At 62.8% G+C, this 19,688-nt stretch carries 17 protein-coding genes; 6 read left to right on the top strand and 11 right to left on the bottom strand.

From position 1 onward, the window contains the following. The first annotated feature begins 493 nt into the window (after nucleotides 1–493). Nucleotides 494–1,015 (top strand): 2-oxo-4-hydroxy-4-carboxy-5-ureidoimidazoline decarboxylase, encoded by a 522-nt coding sequence (locus R4P70_RS18835; RefSeq protein ID WP_003941084.1) that lies wholly within the window; start codon nucleotides 494–496, stop codon nucleotides 1,013–1,015. Nucleotides 1,016–1,071: 56 nt separating this feature from the next. On the opposite strand, the gene R4P70_RS18830 is transcribed toward R4P70_RS18835, so the two are convergent. The 9 genes from R4P70_RS18830 to R4P70_RS18790 all read right to left on the bottom strand — a co-directional run bounded on the left by R4P70_RS18830 (nucleotide 1,072) and on the right by R4P70_RS18790 (nucleotide 11,357). Continuing rightward, nucleotides 1,072–1,527, bottom strand: a complete 456-nt coding sequence (locus R4P70_RS18830) for a tellurite resistance TerB family protein (RefSeq protein ID WP_003941110.1) — start codon at nucleotides 1,525–1,527, stop codon at nucleotides 1,072–1,074. A gap of 84 nt (nucleotides 1,528–1,611) precedes the next feature. Next, the gene (locus tag R4P70_RS18825) at nucleotides 1,612–3,168 is read right to left on the bottom strand and encodes a TerD family protein (RefSeq protein WP_021342751.1); all 1,557 of its coding nucleotides are present in this window, start codon (nucleotides 3,166–3,168) and stop codon (nucleotides 1,612–1,614) included. 40 nt (nucleotides 3,169–3,208) lie between these two features. After that, nucleotides 3,209–4,102: an SGNH/GDSL hydrolase family protein gene (locus tag R4P70_RS18820; protein WP_125050271.1), complete on the bottom strand. Its 894-nt coding sequence runs from the start codon at nucleotides 4,100–4,102 to the stop codon at nucleotides 3,209–3,211. 158 nt (nucleotides 4,103–4,260) lie between these two features. Continuing rightward, nucleotides 4,261–5,688, bottom strand: coding sequence for a TerD family protein (locus R4P70_RS18815; RefSeq protein ID WP_317831111.1), 1,428 nt, complete (start codon nucleotides 5,686–5,688; stop codon nucleotides 4,261–4,263). A 27-nt stretch (nucleotides 5,689–5,715) separates the two neighbouring features. Next, nucleotides 5,716–6,513 carry a hypothetical protein gene (locus R4P70_RS18810; RefSeq protein WP_054826428.1) on the bottom strand — a complete coding sequence of 266 codons (798 nt, stop codon included), beginning with the start codon at nucleotides 6,511–6,513 and terminating at the stop codon, nucleotides 5,716–5,718. A 56-nt stretch (nucleotides 6,514–6,569) separates the two neighbouring features. Beyond that, nucleotides 6,570–7,679, bottom strand: coding sequence for a cysteine protease StiP family protein (locus tag R4P70_RS18805; RefSeq protein WP_317831109.1), 1,110 nt, complete (start codon nucleotides 7,677–7,679; stop codon nucleotides 6,570–6,572). Continuing rightward, a complete protein-coding gene (locus R4P70_RS18800; RefSeq protein WP_317831107.1) occupies nucleotides 7,676–8,965 on the bottom strand; it encodes a phosphoribosyltransferase family protein in 1,290 nt (429 codons plus the stop codon). The genes R4P70_RS18805 and R4P70_RS18800 overlap by 4 nt, the downstream gene beginning before the upstream one ends. Beyond that, nucleotides 8,962–10,119 carry an HpcH/HpaI aldolase/citrate lyase family protein gene (locus R4P70_RS18795; protein WP_037129307.1) on the bottom strand — a complete coding sequence of 386 codons (1,158 nt, stop codon included), beginning with the start codon at nucleotides 10,117–10,119 and terminating at the stop codon, nucleotides 8,962–8,964. The genes R4P70_RS18800 and R4P70_RS18795 overlap by 4 nt, the downstream gene beginning before the upstream one ends. 92 nt (nucleotides 10,120–10,211) lie before the next feature. Beyond that, nucleotides 10,212–11,357 (bottom strand): hypothetical protein, encoded by a 1,146-nt coding sequence (locus R4P70_RS18790; protein WP_082239047.1) that lies wholly within the window; start codon nucleotides 11,355–11,357, stop codon nucleotides 10,212–10,214. Nucleotides 11,358–11,600: 243 nt separating this feature from the next. Between R4P70_RS18790 and R4P70_RS18785 the strand changes: the two genes are divergently transcribed. The 5 genes from R4P70_RS18785 (at nucleotide 11,601) to R4P70_RS18765 (ending at nucleotide 15,982) form a co-directional block, all read left to right on the top strand. Then, nucleotides 11,601–12,176 (top strand): TerD family protein, encoded by a 576-nt coding sequence (locus tag R4P70_RS18785; protein ID WP_003941199.1) that lies wholly within the window; start codon nucleotides 11,601–11,603, stop codon nucleotides 12,174–12,176. A gap of 137 nt (nucleotides 12,177–12,313) precedes the next feature. Next, nucleotides 12,314–13,435: a DUF475 domain-containing protein gene (locus tag R4P70_RS18780; RefSeq protein ID WP_003941145.1), complete on the top strand. Its 1,122-nt coding sequence runs from the start codon at nucleotides 12,314–12,316 to the stop codon at nucleotides 13,433–13,435. Between the two features lie 176 nt (nucleotides 13,436–13,611). Then, complete coding sequence (locus tag R4P70_RS18775) at nucleotides 13,612–14,088, top strand: GNAT family N-acetyltransferase (RefSeq protein WP_317831101.1); 477 nt, start codon at nucleotides 13,612–13,614, stop codon at nucleotides 14,086–14,088. Between the two features lie 18 nt (nucleotides 14,089–14,106). After that, nucleotides 14,107–14,556, top strand: coding sequence for a GNAT family N-acetyltransferase (locus R4P70_RS18770; RefSeq protein WP_037125435.1), 450 nt, complete (start codon nucleotides 14,107–14,109; stop codon nucleotides 14,554–14,556). A gap of 64 nt (nucleotides 14,557–14,620) precedes the next feature. Further along, nucleotides 14,621–15,982 (top strand): lipase family protein, encoded by a 1,362-nt coding sequence (locus R4P70_RS18765; RefSeq protein ID WP_041814613.1) that lies wholly within the window; start codon nucleotides 14,621–14,623, stop codon nucleotides 15,980–15,982. An 18-nt stretch (nucleotides 15,983–16,000) separates the two neighbouring features. Here the strand turns inward: R4P70_RS18765 and R4P70_RS18760 are convergent, their stop codons facing one another. Together R4P70_RS18760 and mgtA are read right to left on the bottom strand one after the other, a co-directional pair. Further along, nucleotides 16,001–16,705, bottom strand: coding sequence for an MgtC/SapB family protein (locus R4P70_RS18760; RefSeq protein ID WP_317831095.1), 705 nt, complete (start codon nucleotides 16,703–16,705; stop codon nucleotides 16,001–16,003). 9 nt (nucleotides 16,706–16,714) lie between these two features. Continuing rightward, a complete protein-coding gene (mgtA, locus tag R4P70_RS18755; protein ID WP_317831093.1) occupies nucleotides 16,715–19,408 on the bottom strand; it encodes a magnesium-translocating P-type ATPase in 2,694 nt (897 codons plus the stop codon). Nucleotides 19,409–19,688: the final 280 nt, after the last annotated feature.

Below are 19,688 nucleotides of genomic sequence, written 5' to 3'. Positions count from 1 at the left end.
GCGTCTATGCGGCAGTCGGCAACAATCTGCGCGATTGCCGCTCGTCCGCAGCGATGGTGGCGAAATGTGGATGATCGTCGTTTGTTTCCTGGAGCAGTGGGTGGCCGCAATCTCGTCTTCCACGCATCCTCGAGTGCGGCTCGTAGAACCGGTCCCGGTGATGGCCGAAGCAATGTACGAATGCGCCAGGCGGTGATGCCGAGGGCAATGGCGATCGCGAGCGCCTTGGCTGGATATAGGCCCGCCGGCGAATAGCGTCAGTCATGATCGGGTTTTTCCTTCTAGAGATTCCCGGTCTGGAGCCTCGCCGGTTGTCGCCGGCGGGGCTTCTGCGTTGTGTGGGTCAGCTCGTTACGCCGCGTTAAGAACCTGAAAACTCGGTGAGCAAACCTTCCTTTCCCAGGTGAAGCGGCGGATTATCGAAATGGTCGCGCATCTGGTTACCGCGCGGCATGTCGAGCGCGCCTGAAGGCACAACGGGCCGGGAGGTCACATGCTGCTACATCAATCGATCGGGTTGGAGCGCTTCAACGAACTACCGCGGCAGAAGGCGGTTCACGCATTGTTCGAGTGCTGCTGCTCGCTGACGTGGGCCGGGTGGGTCAGCGACGGACGTCCGTTCGCCGACCACGCGGAGATCCTCTCGCGCGCCGAGGACGCGATTCTCAACCTCTCGGACGTCGACGTCGAACGCGCCCTGCAATGCCATCCACCGGTCGGCGTCCGTAGGAACAGCGTGCCGTCCCACCTCGAGCAATGCTCGATCTGGGTTCCGGACGACGCCGTCATGGCAACCATCTATCGCGCCGGCGAGGAGTACGAGCGGAACTTCGGCTTCCGGTATCTGTGGTGTTCGCACGGCCACGACGCCGACGACCTGCTCGAGAACATCGGCCAGCGCATGTCCAACGAACGGTCCGTCGAGCGCAAGGTCTGCGTCGACGAGCTCGCCAAGATCACGCGGACGAGGATCGAGCGCATGCTCGGGCCCGAGGACGGTTATCCCGAGTACTGAAAAGAAAAGCGGGTGCAGCGCTTTCGCGCCGCACCCGCTTTCATGCTCTGAATCGATCAGAGATCGAACTCGGCCGGAGAGATTCCGACTGCAAAACACATGTCGCGTACGACGCCGCGCTCGTGCTCGTCGAAGTTGCCGTCCGCGCCGCCGATGATGATGCCGATCTGGATGACCGCGCGGGCCTGATCCTGCTTCGACTTGAGCTTGGCAATGGTTGCGGTTGCCTCGACCTTGCCGAACTCGTAGTCCGAGGACAGCTTGCTGCAGTACCAGTCGAACTGCTCACGAAGCTCGTCCGGCGGGAAGACCGCGAGCGACTCGTTGCTCATGATCAGCGCGGCGGTCTTCTGACGCTCCGACGGATCGATCGATCCGTCTGCGGCGGCGATCAACGCGCACATTGCCATGCTCGCGTTCTTGAATTCCTTGTTCTGGAACTGGCTGGTCTTTGTCTTGAGCTGGCCGTTCATCTCCTGAGCCTTAGCCTTCAACTGATCCCAGAATGCCATGAGTCTCCTCGAGTATTGCCGCCACACACCGCGCGTGGTCGTACCACCACTCTGCCTGTGCGCTCGGCAATCCGCCATCGGCCACTAGGTGCGGTCGAACACTGCCAGAATTCGCGACTCGGAGATCGGGTCGAGCACGTCCGGGGTGAAGTGCCATTGCGTGCGGGTCCACGGATCGTGAACCTCCGTCTGCCCTGCTGCCGAAAGATGTTGGCACCCCTCGGACAGCGCGGCGACGGATTCTTCCGCGAAGTTCGACTCGTCCTCTCCGACAATCAGTATGGACAAACCGATTGCGGGTCCGCGTTCGGCGAGGAACATGATGGTCTGTGCGTCTTCGGCGGAGTATCCGTGCGGGAAATCGCTGAGGATCAACAGGCGCAGGGAACTCGGGCCATCTGCGACACCACTCATTCGCGCGAGCTCGCCCATGTCGACGGCCTCGGCCAGTGCCCGCAAGCGCGCCGAGATCTCGGTGTGAGCGGTGATGACCGGCCCCGCGAGCATCGGTGCCAGTCTGTCGGTCAGTGGCGTCAGCGAGCCGGTCAGATCGACGACGTCGAGTAGCGGCATCGGACCGGCGGCCATGACGCGCACGGTGACGGCACTGATCAGACCGAGCGCTGCTTTGCTCGACGTACTGTCCACCCAGATGGGCCGACGCAGTGGGAGCGGGACGCAGTACGGAACGGTGAGCGTGCCGCGGTCCGGAGCCGACAGCTCGCCAAGACGCATTCCGTCGCTGACGGCCGTGATCTGGGCCGGATCGGTTGTACCGGCCCACGACACCGACTTCCACGACGCCATCGACCGTGGGAGCACGCCGTCGATCACGCCGAGTTCGTGCGCAAGCTGAGCGCTGTCGCGGGCGTGGTTGTCCCGTGCGAGTGAGACAAGGTCGTCGTGACGCTTCTGTGCGGCGTCGCGCGCCGCCACTCCCGCTGCCGAGTTCCGCAACGACGGATCTGCGACGGCAGCGGTCAGATCCTCGTCCAACCGAGCAAGCGCGTACTCGCTGCTGGAGACGAAGGAAGCGGCAGAACGCGAGGCGTCCTCGAAGATCATCCACGCACGCTCGAGGCCGCGGCCCACCTCCAACGGCTCCACCGCGGAGTCCCACGCGGGCGCAGCCGTCGGGGCTGGTTGTGCCGGCTCGTCGTCGACCTCGACGCCGTGCACCGAGATCAGTTCCGCCAGACCACCCGCATAGCCCTGCCCGACGGCCCGGATCTTCCAGGCACCGGACTTTCGGTACAGCTCCCAGCAGATGACCGCTGTCTCGGTGCCTGCGGTGGGGATCGCGAATTCGGCCAGGACCGAACCGGATTGATCGCTCAGGGTGGCGGAGAGCCCGGCCGTGCGAAAGGCTCCCGCGGCCGTCGCTGCCGGATCCACGCTGACGATGCACAACACTGCTGCGGCATCGGGGTGAAGTCGATCGAGTTCCACCCGGATGCCGCTCTGGTCGAGTTGCACTCCAGCGGTGGATGGTTGGTTGTAGAACACGAAGTCCGCGGACGTCAATGCCCGCAGGTTCGCGTCCGCTACCAGCGCCGACACGTCGAACGGCGTCTGGCTCTCGGCTCGAAACGTCACCACGGGCGCCTGCAGCGGCGCGTTCTGTCCGGGAACAAAAGTCATACCCACAGCAGCGAACTATGCCATGACCGGGCTCTCTCGGTCAGCCTTGCAGGTCCGCCACCACTAGATCGGCCACCGCGGTCATCCCGGCGTCCGTGAAGTGCAAGCGCTGCGCCGTCGACTCCGAGAAAAGGCCTTCGAACCAACGCTGATCTGCACTCGCGCACGCATCGTGCCCGCCGGCGATGCTCGCCGCCGCAATGTCGACGGTGCGCACACCGTGGGCGTGGGCGACCTCGTCGAACTTCGTGTTGTAGCGCGCGAAATAGTCCATGAACCAGGCTGCGTCGGCGTCGGAGAACGGGATGTTCGGCCAGCATCCGCGAGAGGAGATCATGCCGCCCTCACCGATCAGGTAGATGCGAGCGTTAGGCGCGCGCTGCGTGACCGCGGTCAGGATGCGATCCAATTCTCCGGCAGCCCGGTCGATTCCGGACTGGGCGACGGAATTCGCGAGCGGGTCGTACCGGCATCCACGATCGGTTCCTGGCCCCGGAGCGACGCACAGGGGACCGAGGAAGATGCTGTTGGAGTCGTTGCCGCCGATCGAGATGGTGATCAGGTCGGTGTCCGGGTGAACGGCATCGAGTTGGACAGGCCAGTAGTTCGGAATCAGCTGTGGAGTGTCGATGATGTTCTCGGCGCGTGCCGCGCTGCAAGAGACGTCGGCGAACTCCGCGACCTCGAGTGCCCGAGAGATCTTGCCCGCGAAGTTCTCGTACGAACGCGAACAGGCGTCGGGGTACATCGGTTCCAGCCTTGGGCCGGAGGCGCGGGAGTCACCGAGGGCGACGTACTTGATCCCGGTGCCGGATACACCTGACAGCGTTTCCGACTGCGGCACCGAAGCCTGCGCGATCCCGGTGCTCACGAGCGCCAGCACAACGCCTGCGACAGCCGCCGCCCGACCGAGAAGTTTCCCTCGAATGATCATCTACTGTGCCAAGTCCTCTCGCGCACGGCCGCTCGACTGACGGCTCGACATGCCGCATGAGGTTAACGCACAGAGGGGGAAACGATGTCCGGTTCGACGGACGGCGATCGAAATCACCTACCGCCGAACCGGATTCATCTCGACTATGCAGTCTCGACTCAAGCAGTGAGGAAACGGCCCAGCTGCGGCGCAGCTTCTCCTGCGTGCTTGGCCTGGATACCTTCACCGATGGCCTGCAGCTTCCATTCACCGTTCACGCGGTACACCTTTGCCATCACCATTCCGGTGAAAGCCATGCCGCCCTGGAGCGTGTATCGAGCGAGCTCGGAGTTGGTGGTGCTGTCCACGAGACGGCAGAAAGCGTTGGAGACCTGCTCGAACGTGTGTCCGCGGTACGAGGTCACGGTGAAGATCACGGTGGTCACGTGAGCCGGGACCCGCTGCAGATCGACGAGCATGACCTCGTCGTCGCCGTCTCCGTCGCCGGTCAGGTTGTCACCCATGTGACGGACCGAGCCGTCCTTGGACGTCAACTGACCGTAGTAGCAGACGTCGACGAGGTTGCCGTCGGCGTACAGGAGTGCCGAAGCGTCGAGGTCGACGTCGGCGGTACGGCTTCCGAACAGGCCGCTCTTCTTGATCGGATCCCAACCCAGACCCATCTGGATCATGGTGAGCGCGACGCCGCCCTCCTTGCGGAGTGTGACCTTCTGGCCCTTGGTCAGGCTGACGGGGCGTCCCTTGACCAGGCTCACCTCGGGCTGCTGCGCCGGCGGCTGGTTCTGCACGGGAGGCGCCGGGGGTGCCTGGTTGTACGTCGGCTGCTGGTTGTACGTCGGCTGCTGGTTGTACGTCGGCTGCTGGTTGTACGCAGGCTGCTGCGCCGGCGGGTAGGCCGGCGGCGTCGGTCCCTGGTTGTAGGCAGGCGGCTGGTTGTACGCGGGCGGGGCCGGCGGAACCGGCGGCGCGTTGTACGAAGGCTGCTGCTGCGGCGGCTGGTTGTACGCCGGCGGTGTAGGAGCGACGGACGAGGGCGGGGTGATCGGCGCCGGAGCCGCGACCGGAGTGGGCGGCGGCGGTGGTGCATCGTCGACGGACACACCATGATCGGTGACCAGCGCGGCAAATCCACCCGCGTACCCCTGGCCGACGGCGCGCACCTTCCACGCACCCTGCCGTCGGTACACCTCGAGCGCGATGACGATGGACTCGGTGGTGAGGCCGTCGATCACGTACTCGTACAACACGTTCCCGGCCGCATCGGAGACCCGAGCGGTCGGTGCAGCAGTGCGCCCGAAGTTCGACGAAGCGTCGTCGAGCGTGATGACGGCGCGAACCTGCTCGATATCGGCGGGTACGCCGGCGAGTGAGACTCGGAGTGAGGCAATGCCACCCGGGTTGGGTACCAATTGCACGCCGGGTCCGGTCGGCTGGTTGAAGAAGACGAAGTCGGCGTCGGAACGAACTTTTCCGTTGCTCGTCACGAGGAGTGCAGACAGGTCAGCGGCCGCAGCCAGCTGAACCGAGACAACTACATCCGAGACGTCCAGCGGGCCGTTCTGCCCTTTGGCAAGCGATACAGACAACTAAATCCCCTTCATAGAGAGCGTGTATTACCCGAGCGCGGAAGAGAACCACCGCAAGATCTCCGCGCTCGCTGCGATACCGGACCTTTCTGTCACAGTAACGGTCGGCCGTTGCCAATTCAGTTCTTCCAGCTCACCGTGCCTGGGCCTGATCGCGAAATCGGAGTATTCGAGCATGTCCGCATCCAATGCGCCGTCACCAGCCGAGATCACGACGGCGGACTGATCCAGATCACCCGACTCGACCAGTCTGCGGCGCACCTCTGCCAGCGCTCGTGACTTCGACACGGCGTCGGGCATCGTGTAGATCTTCCGGCCTTGACGCGAAACATTCCAGCCCCGCGTCACGCACCAGTGATTCCATTCGGTTTCGAATTCACTCGGCATCACGGCCAGATCGACGACCAGGTATGGAAACAGGTCGTCGGCAACACGAATGGAGCTGACCCAGCTCGAGTCGATCCGCGATTCCAGTTCGGCCTGAACCTGCGGCAACTCGGCGCCGGCCTTACGGGTCGACCGGTCGATCTCGTTTCGCCAGTCGCGATCGGCTTCGCCGTCCACCAGGATGTTTCCGCCGTTGCTCGTGATCGCGTACTTCCACGGTCCGCCCGGAAGATCGATCCGCTGGAACTGCGCAATGGTCCTGGTCGTCGTCGGAATCACCGGAACCCGCGAGCTGAGCGCAATCAGCAGTTCGATCGATTCGACGCTCATGTGCGAGAGCGGACCGCCGTTGTAGTACTCGACGCACAGCGGGCTCGGTGCCGAATCCAGGTCGGAGCCACTGGGATCGCCGCCGATCGCGGCCTGCGAATAGATCATCGTGCGGTCCAGATCCGTGGCGATCAGGACCTGGGACGCAGCGGTGTCCACACGGCTCACGTGATGTCCTTGATCAGGCCGACACACGAGTAGGCGAGATCCGGGACGACCTCGACCGGGACCCCACGGGCCTGTGCCAACAACCGGATGTGCGCGTGCTCCGGGGCTTCGAGTTCGCGCACCAGAACCTTCCAGGGAAGCCGGCGCAGCAGCACCCTGGTTGTTTCTCCGACACCGGGTTTGACGAAGTTGACCGTCGAGATCCCGTACTCGGCCTGCACCTTCTCCACCGACTCCCAACCGGCCCAGGTCGGCGTCCGATCGGAATCGAGCACTGCAGCAAGAGAATCCGCTGCGTCGCCGCGAACCGAATCGAACTCGGCCGAGACCACGTGGAGCAACCTGTTGGAAACGTCGACGTCGGCGAGGTCGGCGTAGAACTTGGCGCCGTGGAAATCGCCGGGCCCGATGAGGGTGTCGTTGAGGACAGTTCGTGAGACCAAGCCGGACACCGTCGAATTGAGGCACGCCGACGCGATCAGGAAGTCGTCACGGGTCCCGTACGTTCGCACGCAGTGTCCGGGGTCGGCGAGAACAGCCAGATCGGAGTCGAACTTCGCTCCGCCTGCCTCGTGGTACTCCGTCAACGCTGCGTCGAGTTCGCGGGCGATGGCGCCCTTGCCCGTCCAGCCGTCGACGAAGACGACGTTCTCCGAGTCGTGATGGTGCGCAAGATAATCGAGTGCGACGGAATCGATTCCTTTGCCACGGACGATGGACACCGCGTAGTGCGGCAACGTCAACCCGCGGGTCTGCTGGGCCCAGCGCCGCATCAGAATCCCGATCGGTGTTCCGGCCCGGGCGAGTGAGACCAGCGTGATGTCACTCCCCCGCTCGGCCAAGACCAGGTCCATCACGGTCCCGACAGCGCGCGCCAACCGTGGAGCGCTCTCGGCGAGCACCGTCTCGAACAGATCCCGGTATGCCTGATCGGGTTGGTACTCGATGGGAAGAGACTCGGCATAGTGCGCCTCACCCGACTGAATACGCTTCTCGCGCACGGATACATCCGCTTCGAGATCCACGTGCGAAAGATCCTTGAGCAGCCACTTCACTTCGCCCGGCGCGTACGAACCGAATTCGGGCCCGATCAATGGTTCGTTCATGACGAGCCTCCTGCTCTGGATTCTCGCAGCGCCGACGGATCGGCCCCGCGAACGGTGGCGACCAGGACGTCGGTGCCGGAGTTCCGTAACACCTCGATCACCCCGTCCATCGCCGTCAACCGATCGGTATCGGCGGGCTCGTCCACCACGAGCAAGGCAAGGGCGTCGACCGCCGCGTCAGGCCACTGCGCGTTGTAGACGTATCGGGGTTCGTTCTCGCCCAGTTCCGGTGCCGGAAAGGTGAACCCGCGACGCAGCGGGTATCCCGGCACGTCGACGACGTAGGCGGGTGAACGCGTCGTGGTCTGGTAACGAACCGCTCGCCCAGAGCTTTCCAAGCCCGCAGCGATGCGCAGTGGCAGGTACATCAACTCCTCGTGACCGATCACGATCACAGCACGCGACGCGTCGATCGACGATCCGAGAATGGACACCGCTGCCGCGACGGCTGACTCGAATGCCGCGGTGTCGCCATCGAGAAAACCGTGCCGGCCACCGTCGGGGACATGTGCAGGCCACGGCAGATCCATCCGAGACAGCGTGCCGCGGCGATCACCGATCGGATTGAGGTCCGGAGCATCCAGCGCCGTGACGCGCTCGGTCAGGCCGTCGGGCAGAACCGTCGAACCCGAAGCGAGAGAGACGTAATCGATCCGCACACCCAACTCTGCCGCCGCGGCTTCGCCGGCGACTCGGTGTTCCTCGGTTCTCATGTCCACCAGCGAGGCCACGACGTAGCGGCTTCGCGGGCATTGCCCGTGCAGCGCCCGGATGGCATCGATCGCGGTGGCGCCGGTGGAGATCTCGTCGTCGACGAGGACCAGAGGCAGGTCGTTCTCGAACAGTTCGGCGGACGTCGGCTGCATCAGATGGCTCGTGGCGTGCGAGTGCCCCTCCTCGAATCCGGCGAGCGTCGTAGCCCCTGGTACGTCTCGGCGCGTGGAGTGCAGGTAGCAGTGAGCGTGCAGGCGAGCTGCGACGCAGTGGCCCAAACCTGTTGCGGTTTCGGCAAACCCGAGAACGACGACGTCGACACCCTCACCGAGGGTTGTCCGCACCAGATCGCCGAGGTCGTCGGCAGCGCCGATGACCACGGACGGCTCGGTGGGCACGTGCTTTCCCAGCACGGTGGACACCAGCAGATGAGCGCGACGCGGATTCCGCCGAAGTCCCGGGATCACCAGATCGGGCACCGAATACCCGAGTGACGAATCACCGTGAACGAGGTCCAAGCCGAATTCTGCTGTAGCCCAGGGAACGTCCCTGGACTGGACAACCTCTGTCATCGATCGACCAACGCCGTCAGCAACTCGACGAACGTGATTCCCTTGTTGGTCACACCGAACACGTGAGCTCGGAGCGCAGTCTGATGGGCCCAATTGCGGTGCGGCTTCATCTCGTTCATCTTGTTCCGGTAGCCGGACGCCTGAACTCCCCCGGCGTCGGCACCGAGAATGTCGAGGGCATCGTGATATTCCTCGTGCGTGACAGCGGACAGTGCATTGACCGCTGCGACGTGCGACGGGTGGATGACCGTCTTGCCCTGGATTCCGTTGGCTCGGTCCAGCGCGATCTCACGGAGCAGACCGTCGAGGTCGCGGCTGACGAGATGCTGACGGAACCGGACGGCGTCGTGTTCCTCGAACGGAGTGGCGCGCAGCATCGGCCGGAACATGCGTTCGTGATCGGCGAAGTACTCCCACACGGGCCCGGTGATGACAAAACCCGAACCGTCCGCGCGCCCGAGATAGTTGACGATGTCGGCGATGACGTCGACCACCACGCGCACGTCGTAGATGGTCAGATCGCGGTCACGACGGATGCCGAAGGTGCTGCACATGTCGGTAGCGCCGATGCGGACGGCAAGGATTCGATCGCGGTGCTGCGCGAGAATCCCACTGATGGTGCGCAATTCGAGATCACGCGTATCGCGGTGAACCAGCGCGGGTGATTCGAGCACCGGCATCGCGTAGAGATGCTTACCCAGCAGTTCGGATGCGTCCGCGACGGCGTCGAGAAACACGGGGCCGGACTCGCTGCCGAACTTGGGGATTACGAACCCGGTGAGCGCGGCGCGCCCCTCGGTCAACGACGCGGCGACCTTGTGGATGTCCGCGACTTCACGAACCCGCACGAACAGCAGCATGCCGACGGCGTCGGTGGACGCGATCTTGTCGAGAGCTTCGACCGCGTTCGCTCGCGCCGATTCGACCTCGTGATCGGCGACGGCATCCTCGAGATCGAGCACCATCGAGCTGACGCCCTCGGACGCACGTTTGGACACGATGTCGGCCAACCCGGCCCGGGTGGCAGGAACGTAGAGAGTTGCACCCAGAGCAATCGCGAGCAGATCCCTCTCGTCGGAATCCGCGAACGATCGAGGCGCATGCAGGAACAGTTGCTCCCGCACGTCATCCTCGAGATGTTGAAAGTGCTGCATTTCTCTTCTCTCTGTAACCGCAATCAAGTCCATGAAACGACCCCCTGTGACAACGCGTCGGGCAACTCCGATCCCCCGATCGGCCCGACCATTCAGTTTTTGCCGGCTCGCGCCCGCATCTTCTCGACAACTTCGGTGATGAACGTCGATACCGAGTCCAGCTGTAATACATACGACCAGTAGTCCGGATGAGTTCCCGACAGTGACGCACTCGCTCGCTCGATCCTTGCTAGTTGAGCATCGAGTACAGAGCCCCACTCCGCCACCAACCCTTGGTTAACAGCGAACATCTGGGCGTCTTTCAGCCGGAAACGAACCTCACGTTCCTTTTGGCTCGGATCTGCCCGGACTGCACGCAGAGTAGCGAGACGGTCCGTCACGGCGTCGGCACACGCTTCGGCGTCGGCGAGGTGCACGCGGGCTTCGGCCATCAAAGCCAGTGCGTGTTCGGGGTTTCCCGCAGCCAGCGACTGCTTCGCTTCCTTGAGATCGATGTCGGCCTGATCGATATGCGCTCGACTGCGACTGCTGTTGTCGACGAGGTCAGCGGAACTCGCGGCGTTGAACTCGCGCAGCAATGCGGAGTACGCCGGATCCAGGCGGTCCACTCGAGTGCGCACTGCCGACAACCTGGTCGAGACCGAGGAAATCGTCATCTCGGCACGGTGCTGGGTCGACGGGGCTTCTGCCAATGTTTCTTCGAGCGCCGATACCGCTTCGCGGACACTCTCGGCCCGCGTGCGGACTGCGTCGGCGCGACCGGATGAGCGCGCATTGTCGAGCGCTGCAACCGCGTCGTCGAGGTGTTCGGAGGCCGTCACCACCGACGGGTACTCGCGATAGCGCTGATCGGTGGCAGCCAGTTTTTCCCGGACGGCGTTCGCCAGGGTTCGGGCCTGTTGGCCGAGGACGGGAATGGCGGACATCGTGACCGTCGCCTGCTCGAGGTGCGCACGATGCCCGTTGTAGAAGGCGTCGACGCCCTTTGCCGCCTCGACGAGTTCGGCTACCGACTTTTCGAACGCCGCCCGAGCACCGTTCGGGTTCTGGTGGAGTACCTGATCGTTGCCATAGCGCTCGGATGTGTCGAGGTAATCCGACGCAGCCTGGAAGCACCGATCCCGAACGGGTTCCCACGCAGCGCGCAGCCCTCGCTCGGGGTACAGCTCGGCGGAAGCGTCGACTGCTGCCGACGCGATGGTCTGCCGCTTGTCCATGTCGAGGAACGCCGAAACCATGGCCGTCTGCGCCTCCCGCGCACGACTGACCGACTCCCCCACTCTTGCCCCCCGATTGAAGCGCTCCGACCATCTTCCCACCACGATTGAATCCTACGGGTCCAGCACTTCGCTTCTCGGATCGTAATTCTGCTGTTACGGCGAACACACCGGAACTGCGGTTAGGGTGGTGGAGGTAAACACACTCCCAAGACGACTTCGCGTCGTAGTGGGCCTTGTCTCTCCTCTTGAAAGGACCCCTGAATGGGCGTCAGCTTGACCAAAGGCGGCAATGTCTCTCTCACGAAGGAGGCCCCGAACCTGACTGCAGTGGTCGTCGGCCTGGGCTGGGACGCACGTTCCACCACCGGAGCTGCTTTCGACCTCGACGCCAGCGCAATCGGCGCAGGCTCGAACAAGAAGGTCCTCTCCGACCAGCACTTCATCTTCTTCAACAACCTCCGTTCGCCCGACGGCTCGATCGAGCACAAGGGTGACAACACGGACGGCGAAGGCGAAGGCGACGACGAGCAGATCGACGTGAACCTCGCAGCGGTTCCCGCCGAGGTCGAGAGCGTTGTCTTCCCCGTCTCGATCTACGACGCAGAAGCTCGCTCGCAGTCCTTCGGCCAGGTCCGCAACGCGTACATCCGCGTCGTCGACAAGTCGAACGGCAACGAGCTCGCTCGTTACGACCTCTCCGAGGACGCTTCCACCGAGACCGCCATGGTCTTCGGTGAGCTGTACCGCAACGGTGCAGAGTGGAAGTTCCGCGCAATCGGCCAGGGCTACGCGTCCGGCCTCGCGGGCATCGCGCGCGATTACGGCGTCAACGTCTGATCTTCGCTCTCGACGAGCTGACTCGGGGAAGGTTCCGCAGTAGTCTGTGGAACCCTCCCCGTTTTCACGTTCGGATGCGGTGAGAGACCGCTTGCAGTAACCACTCTGCATTGACCAACTAGAAAGGGCCACGCTCCGTGGTACTGCGAATATTCGGTTTATCCATCGCAATTTCGATCCTCGCGATGATCGTTGCGTTCATCTACGGCGGACCCGAGGCACTGTTCCTCGTCATCATCTTGTCGATTCTGGAAATCTCGCTTTCCTTCGACAACGCCGTCATCAACGCCACTGTTCTGCAAAGAATGAGTGAATTCTGGCAGAAGATCTTCCTCACCATCGGCGTCATCATCGCCGTCTTCGGTATGCGTCTGGTGTTCCCACTCGTGATCGTCTGGGCTGCATCCGGTCTCGGACCCGTTGCTGCACTCGATCTGGCATTGAACCCGCCTGCGGACGACGCCGCGTACTTCGCCAACGGCGAGCCGAGCTACGAAACCATCCTCACCGACGCTCACCCGCAGATCGCTGCCTTCGGCGGCATGTTCCTGCTGATGCTCTTCCTCGGATTCATCTTCGAAGAGCGTGAGATCACCTGGCTGTCCTGGCTGGAGAAGCCCCTCGCTCGCATCGGCAAGCTCGATCAGCTCTCGGTCGTCGTAGCCGGCATCGTCCTGGTTCTCAGTGGTTCTTTCCTCGCTGCTGACGACAAGGTCTCCACCGTCATGATCTCGGGCGTTCTGGGCATGATCACCTACATCGCGGTCAACGGATTGGGTGAACTGTTCAATCTGCCGGAAGAAGGCGAAGAGGAAGAAACCGCCAAGTCCGGCGGCCCCACGCAGCTCGCGAAAGCGACCGGTAAGGCCGGCTTCTTCCTGTTCCTCTACCTCGAGGTCCTCGACGCGTCCTTCTCCTTCGACGGCGTCATCGGCGCATTCGCCATCACGGCAGACCCGATCATCATCGCCCTCGGCCTCGGCTTCGTCGGCGCGATGTTCGTCCGTTCCATCACGGTCTTCCTGGTCCGCAAGGGCACGCTCTCCGATTACGTCTACCTCGAGCACGGTGCGCACTGGGCCATCGGCGCTCTGGCCGTGATCTTGATGGTGTCCATCGGCGTTCACATCAACGAGATCATCACCGGCCTGGTCGGTGTCTTCTTGATCGGCGCTGCTTTCATCAGCAGCCTCATTCGCAACAAGCGAATCGCGAATGCAGATCCGAAGTTGGACGAGAACACTCCGGCAACTGTCTGACGTTCTTTTTCACGAAACGCCCGCGACCAATTGGTCGCGGGCGTTTTGTTTGTTCTGCCTGAATTGAAACCCTCTGCATTCACAGCCGCGCGCCAATTGTTCAGCCGCGCGCCAAATTCAGCCCGCGGGTGAACAATTGCCCTGCGGGTGTGAAAAACCTATTCGTAAGGGAAACCATGAACGAGACAGTCATAGAGGGCGCAACGGACGAGGACGCCGCGGAAATCCTTGTTCTACAACGCTGTTGCTGGGTCTCGGAAGCAATCTCGAACAACAGCATGGACATACCCCCGCTCCACGAGGACCTACCCACGGTCCGAGCCTGGGTTCAGCAGTCGACGGTCTGGGCCGCACGACGCGGCGGACGGCTCGTCGGGGCCGTGCGAGGAACCGCGGACGGAACCGCATGGCAGATCGGTCGCCTCATGGTGGCGCCGGACTTGGCGGGCAACGGCCTCGGCCGACGCCTCTTGCAACACGTGGAACAGAACGCTCCGGAGCACACCACAAGTTTCGAGCTGTTCACCGGAAGCAAGAGCGTGCGGAACATTCGCCTGTACACCCGAGCGGGCTACTCCCAATTGCCGCCGGACCCCAGCCACATCCCCGGAGTCGTCTACCTGTCCAAGCCGAACGCCATCAACTCCGAGTGAACGGCGATACTGACTTCTGTGGTGAACATTCGCGTCGCAGCGCAGACAGACTTGCCGTTCTTACGTGAGCACGACTCACACATCGCAGCCGAGGAACTCGCGTCAGTGATCCAACGCGGCCGGATACTCGTCGCCGAGGACAGCGGGAAACCAATCGGATGGCTGCGCTGGGGCTTGTTCTGGGACGAGATTCCGTTCATGAACATGCTGACCGTCCTGTCTTCGAACCGCGGCCAAGGCATCGGGCGCGCTTTGGTCACAGATTGGGAAAAACGCATGAGCCGCGCGGGACACTCGCAGGTCCTCACCTCCACACTCGCCGACGAATCAGCCCAGAACTTCTATCGCGCAATGGGATACAGCGACGCGGGAGTTCTGTTACTCCCAGGCGAGTCCTCCGAAATCTTCCTGCGCCGAGACCTCGAGCCTGCGCCCGATCTGACCGATCCCCACATTACCCGCGAGTAATATATGGTGGTCGTCACACCGCGATCTCAGGGTGGGGCGTGGCACACCAATGTGGAGGACGAGTATGTCGTCAAGGGTCTTATCTCGCACAGTTGTCGGAGTACTCGCGGTTGCACTGACAGGCGTCGGTGCACCGGCAGCACTCGCGCAGCCGGCTCTTGCCCAGTCCCCTGATGACAGTTTCTACAGCTACGAGGGCGCGGCGCCTCTCTCGTCGTACGCTCCAGGCGCGGTCCTCGAGACTCGCACCGTGCCGTACACCATTCTCAACATCCCGACCCCGATACAGGCAGTGCAGGTTCTCTACCGATCAACCGACGCCCTCGGTCAGCCGTCGGCCAACGTCACCTCGATCCTGCGCCCGGCCAACGCTCAACCGGACAAAGTTGTTTCGTACCAATCCTTTTACGATTCACTGAACCCCGACGACAGTCCGTCGCGGGCTATCGCGGGTAACACCCCGATCGGAGATTGGACGCCGAGTGGGCGTAATTTCAACGTCGGCGGAACCTTCACGTCCATCGAGGCAGCCTTGTTCGGGCCGCTCTTCGCCCTCGGCTACACGATCGTCGTCCCGGACACCGAAGGCCCGGATGCAAACTTCGCTGCCGGACCCGAATACGGGATGATGACGCTCGACGCTCTGCGTGCGGCCAAAGATGTCCCGGAAACCGGAATCACCGACGACGCAGAGATCGCGCTGATGGGGTACTCCGGCGGAGCGATCGCCACCAACTGGGCTTCGATCCTCGCTCCCGCGTACGCACCGGAGATCAACGACAACTTGATCGGTGCCGCGCAGGGCGGCGTGCTGGTCAATCCGGCTAACAACCTTCGCTACGCGAGCGGAAGCATCGGGTGGGGCGGCGTCGTCGGCATGGCAATCGTCGGCGTTGCGCGTTCGTACGACATCGATTTCGGAAAGTATCTCAGTGACCGTGGACGCGACGTCATGGCTCGACTCGAAGACGCGTCCATCGGCAATGTGCTGGCACAGTACCCCGGTCTGACCTGGCAGGAACTGGTCAAGCCCGAGTACGCCGATCCCAATACGGTTCCCGAGTACGTCGATGTCGTGAACAAGATCAACATGGGCACCGCTGCGACACCGACGATTCCGATGTTCATCGCCCAGGCAGCCAACGGCACTATCGAGGGCACCCAACCCGGTGGCCCCGGCGTCGGAGCAGGCGACGGCGTCATGATCACGGGCGACGTCCGTACCCTCGCACGCAAGTATTGCGACGCCGGCCTGCCGATTCAGTACGACCAGTACGACACCATCAGCCACTTCCTCGGCGCCATGCTCTGGCTCCCCGGTGCGCTCACCTGGATCGACGACCGATTCACCGGCAAGCCTGCTCCGTCGAACTGCGCGAATATCGCACCGGGGAACTCTCTTGCGCCGCAGGAACATGCACGCTAGCTGACCGAGACCTCGAATCTACTTCGACGGCTCCACCTCCCAGCGAACGTGAGTTACCAACGGTTCCAGGCTAAGCCGGCTGACGGCGGATTCCAGGAGTCCGTCGTCACGCTCCGCTGCGGCCAATTCCGCGACCACTCGTACGCGGTCGCTGTCCGGGATGTCGAAGGACTGCACTGACCGGAGCTGGAACTCCGGCCTCGAAATGGACTGCACGGTAAGCCCTCTGATGTGAGCTTCGGCGTCACCGTGGCAGGTCACCTCGAAGGTGTAGTCAGCCGACGGTTCCTCGCGCCCGGTGCGGGCAGGCTGGTGATCCATCATCCGGCCCAACGGCCTCAACAACGTATTCGCCAACATGATTGCACCGGCACCGAACACCGCAACCCAGTACATTCCGCCGCCTGCCAGCGCACCGACGGCGGCCGTGGCCCACAAGGTTGCGGCGGTGTTCAGGCCGGTGACCGAGGCTCCCTGCTTCATGATCACCCCGGCACCGAGGAAGCCGATCCCCGAGACGATCTGCGCTGCGACGCGCGTCGGATCAGCGTCCGGCCCCTGAAACCCGTACGCGCCCATGATGACGAAGAGCGTCGCACCCAAGCTCACCAACGCGTTGGTTCGCAGACCCGCCATCCTTGCGCGCCATTGCCTTTCGATCCCGACGGCAGCGCCGAGGACGAGTCCGAGCGCTATCCGCACAAGGATGACGTGGATTTCCACGGTGAACTCCTAGAGCCAGGTCGCGAATCGACGGATGAACATTCCCTTGGCCACCTGCGTGACGACGCAGTAAGCCGCGAGAGTGAGGACCAGCCACGGGAAGTAGTTCCACGGCAGTGAAACCAACCCGAGGGAATGGCCCCAGGACGTGAACGGGAACACCAGCGCGAAGACGCAGGCGGCGCCCGTGCTGAGCAGTACCGGAAGCGAAGCACGCGACTGGATGAACGGGACCTTCCGGGTGCGGATCATGTGAACGATCAGCGTCTGCGAGATCAACGACTCGATGAACCAACCCGATTGGAACAGCGCTGCATGCTCGGGAGAGTTGGCAGCGAACACGAACCACATCAGCGCGAAGGTCGAGATGTCGAAGATCGAACTGATCGGGCCGATGAACACCATGAACCGGCGAAGGCTCTTGGTCTCCCACTTGCGGGGCTTCGCGAGGAAGTCGTCGTCGACGCGGTCCCACGGGATCGTGAGCATCGAGAGATCGTAGATCAGGTTCTGCAACAACAGAACTACGGGAATCATGGGGATGAACGGCAGCAAGGCACTGGCGACGAGCACCGAGAAGACGTTCCCGAAGTTCGACGACGCAGTCATCTTGATGTACTTCTGGATGTTTCCGAAGGTACGACGCCCTTCGATGACTCCTTGTTCGAGTACGCCGAGGTCCTTCTCCAGCAAGATGATGTCCGCGGATTCGCGGGCGATGTCCGCCGCTGTGTCGACGGAGATGCCGACGTCCGCCGCCCGAAGTGCGGGTGCGTCGTTGACACCGTCACCAAGGAAACCAACCGTGTGGCCGACCCGGCGCAGCGATTCGACAATGCGTGCCTTCTGCATCGGATCCGTCTTCGCGAAGACGGTTGTCCGCTGCACCAACTCGTCGAGGGCGTCGTCGCTCAACGCTTCGATCTCGGCGCCGGATACAACAGTTCCCACGTCGATACCGACTTTGCCGCAGACGGTTTCGGCGACCAGTTCGTTGTCACCCGTCACTACCTTGACCGCGACTCCGTGGCTCGCGAGGGCTTCGATCGCCCCGGCCGCAGATTCCTTCGGCGGGTCGAGGAAGGCCAGCAGTCCGACCAGGGTCATACCCTCTTCGTCGGCCGTCGAGTACTCACGGCGCTGCTCTTCGACGACTGTCTTGGTTGCCACCGCAAGCACTCGCTTGCCCTGACCGTTCAGTTCCGCGACCAGACGGTCGACTCGGGCCAGCCATCCCGGCGTCAATTGGTGGGTCACCCCGTCCAGTTCCACCGATTCACAGACCGAAAGGAGCTCTTCCACTGCACCTTTGGTGACGATCAGATCGGCGTCGCCGTGGTCGACCACCACGGAGAGTCGACGGCGCTTGAAGTCGAAGGGAATCTCGTCCACCAACCCGTGCCGACGCGAGATCTCCTCGACCACTTCGGGACCGGCGGCCTCGATCACCGCGTCGTCGAGAAGACTGCGCAATCCGGTCTGATTCACGGAATTGACTGCCGCTAGCCGCAATACGTCCTCGGACTTGCGTCCGGCAGTATCGAGATGCTCACCGAGAACGATGCGGTCCTCGGTGAGAGTTCCGGTCTTGTCCGTGCACAGAACGTCCATGGCGCCGAAGTTCTGAATCGCGTTGATCTGCTTGACGATCACCTTCTTGCGCGACATGTGGAGCGCACCCTTGGCCAGGTTCGCAGTCACGATGAGCGGCAACATTTCGGGGGTCAACCCCACCGCGGTGGCGACGCCGAAGAGTAGTGCTTGGCTCCAGTCCTTGGTCAGTCCGTTGATGATGAACACCGCGGGAACCATGATCAGCATGAACTTGATCAGCAGGTAGCTGACACTGCGCACCCCGACGTCGAAGCTGGTTTCGGGTCGCTTGGACGCCAATTGTGCTGTCATGGCACCGAAGTAAGTCCGCTTGCCGGTGTGCACCGCGACGGCGGTGCCGCTGCCCGACACGACGGAAGTACCCATGAACCCGATGTTCTCGGCCTCGAGCAGCCGATCGACGTCGATCCCCGTCGACGGTTCCGCCGACTTCTCGGCCGGCATCGACTCACCGCTGAGCATTGACTGATTGACCTGTAGATCCTTGGCCCGGATGATGCGAACATCGGCCGGGATCATGTCGCCGGCGGCAAGCTGGACTACATCACCTGGCAGTAGCTGCTCGATCGGAATCTCAGCCGTGACCACTGTGTTGTTGATCTTGCGGGTGGCCGCGACAGTTGTCGTGACCATGGCCTTGAGTGCCTCGGCGGCCCGACTCGAACGGTATTCCTGCCAGAACCTCAGGGACACACTGACAAAGATCATCAGCCCGAGGGTGATGATGCCCTCGTAGGAGGGACCGTCTTCCGGGTCTGCCCACACCACGTCGGTCCCGACCATGATCAGGGCGAGGAACACCAGGATCAAGATGAACGGATTCTTGAAAGCTTGCGCGAACTGCACGATCGCCGGTGCCGGGCGGTCGTGGCGGACATCGTTGCGCCCGTATTGCCGACGAAGATCGTCGATCTGATCGTCACGAAGGCCGTTGGCCGTCGTAGTCAGATCTGCGAGAACGGTGCGCGTGTCCGAGGCCGAGTAGTCGACCAATTCCTGTGCGCTTTCTTTTGCCAGGACCGTTGAAGGTGTTTGTTGTGCACTGTTTCTCGTGGGCCGTGGCCGCAATGCGAGAACGGAAAATGACATGACGAATCTCCTCGACTGCCAGCGTGCACGGGCCAGTGCCAGTGCATGAGGGCAGCAGAATGCGCTGAACGACAACGGAAGTCGTCAGCGGACGCGACAAAGCCGCGCAGATGAAACCGAGGGTGCGAAGGTCAGAGACTGACGAGCAAAATGCCGGGGTGAGCACCGTCGGTAAGAACAGAAGGATGGGTCGAATATCGACTCGGCGGGTCGTCCACGATGGTCACCTCCTGAAAGTTCGGGGCGTCCGATGACGCCACACAAAGTACATGCGCACAGC

The sequence above is a fragment of the Rhodococcus sp. IEGM 1241 genome, from assembly GCF_033142365.1.
Taxonomy (GTDB): Bacteria; Actinomycetota; Actinomycetes; order Mycobacteriales; family Mycobacteriaceae; genus Rhodococcus_F; species Rhodococcus_F erythropolis.
The sequence above is the reverse complement of the archived record's forward strand: the minus strand, read 5'-3'. Positions and strand labels throughout refer to the sequence as shown.

Excerpts from the sequence above, each read along its gene's own strand:
- R4P70_RS18810 (WP_054826428.1), bottom strand. The coding sequence starts at position 6,513 with ATGATCTATTCGCAGGCCGCGATCGGCGGCGATCCCAGTGGCTCCGAC.
- mgtA (WP_317831093.1), bottom strand. The coding sequence starts at position 19,408 with ATGTCATTTTCCGTTCTCGCATTGCGGCCACGGCCCACGAGAAACAGT.
- R4P70_RS18835 (WP_003941084.1), top strand. The coding sequence starts at position 494 with ATGCTGCTACATCAATCGATCGGGTTGGAGCGCTTCAACGAACTACCG.
- R4P70_RS18785 (WP_003941199.1), top strand. The coding sequence starts at position 11,601 with ATGGGCGTCAGCTTGACCAAAGGCGGCAATGTCTCTCTCACGAAGGAG.
- R4P70_RS18830 (WP_003941110.1), bottom strand. The coding sequence starts at position 1,527 with ATGGCATTCTGGGATCAGTTGAAGGCTAAGGCTCAGGAGATGAACGGC.
- R4P70_RS18825 (WP_021342751.1), bottom strand. The coding sequence starts at position 3,168 with ATGACTTTTGTTCCCGGACAGAACGCGCCGCTGCAGGCGCCCGTGGTG.
- R4P70_RS18765 (WP_041814613.1), top strand. The coding sequence starts at position 14,621 with ATGTCGTCAAGGGTCTTATCTCGCACAGTTGTCGGAGTACTCGCGGTT.
- R4P70_RS18820 (WP_125050271.1), bottom strand. The coding sequence starts at position 4,102 with ATGATCATTCGAGGGAAACTTCTCGGTCGGGCGGCGGCTGTCGCAGGC.
- R4P70_RS18775 (WP_317831101.1), top strand. The coding sequence starts at position 13,612 with ATGAACGAGACAGTCATAGAGGGCGCAACGGACGAGGACGCCGCGGAA.
- R4P70_RS18790 (WP_082239047.1), bottom strand. The coding sequence starts at position 11,357 with ATGGTTTCGGCGTTCCTCGACATGGACAAGCGGCAGACCATCGCGTCG.
- R4P70_RS18800 (WP_317831107.1), bottom strand. The coding sequence starts at position 8,965 with ATGACAGAGGTTGTCCAGTCCAGGGACGTTCCCTGGGCTACAGCAGAA.
- R4P70_RS18795 (WP_037129307.1), bottom strand. The coding sequence starts at position 10,119 with ATGCAGCACTTTCAACATCTCGAGGATGACGTGCGGGAGCAACTGTTC.
- R4P70_RS18805 (WP_317831109.1), bottom strand. The coding sequence starts at position 7,679 with ATGAACGAACCATTGATCGGGCCCGAATTCGGTTCGTACGCGCCGGGC.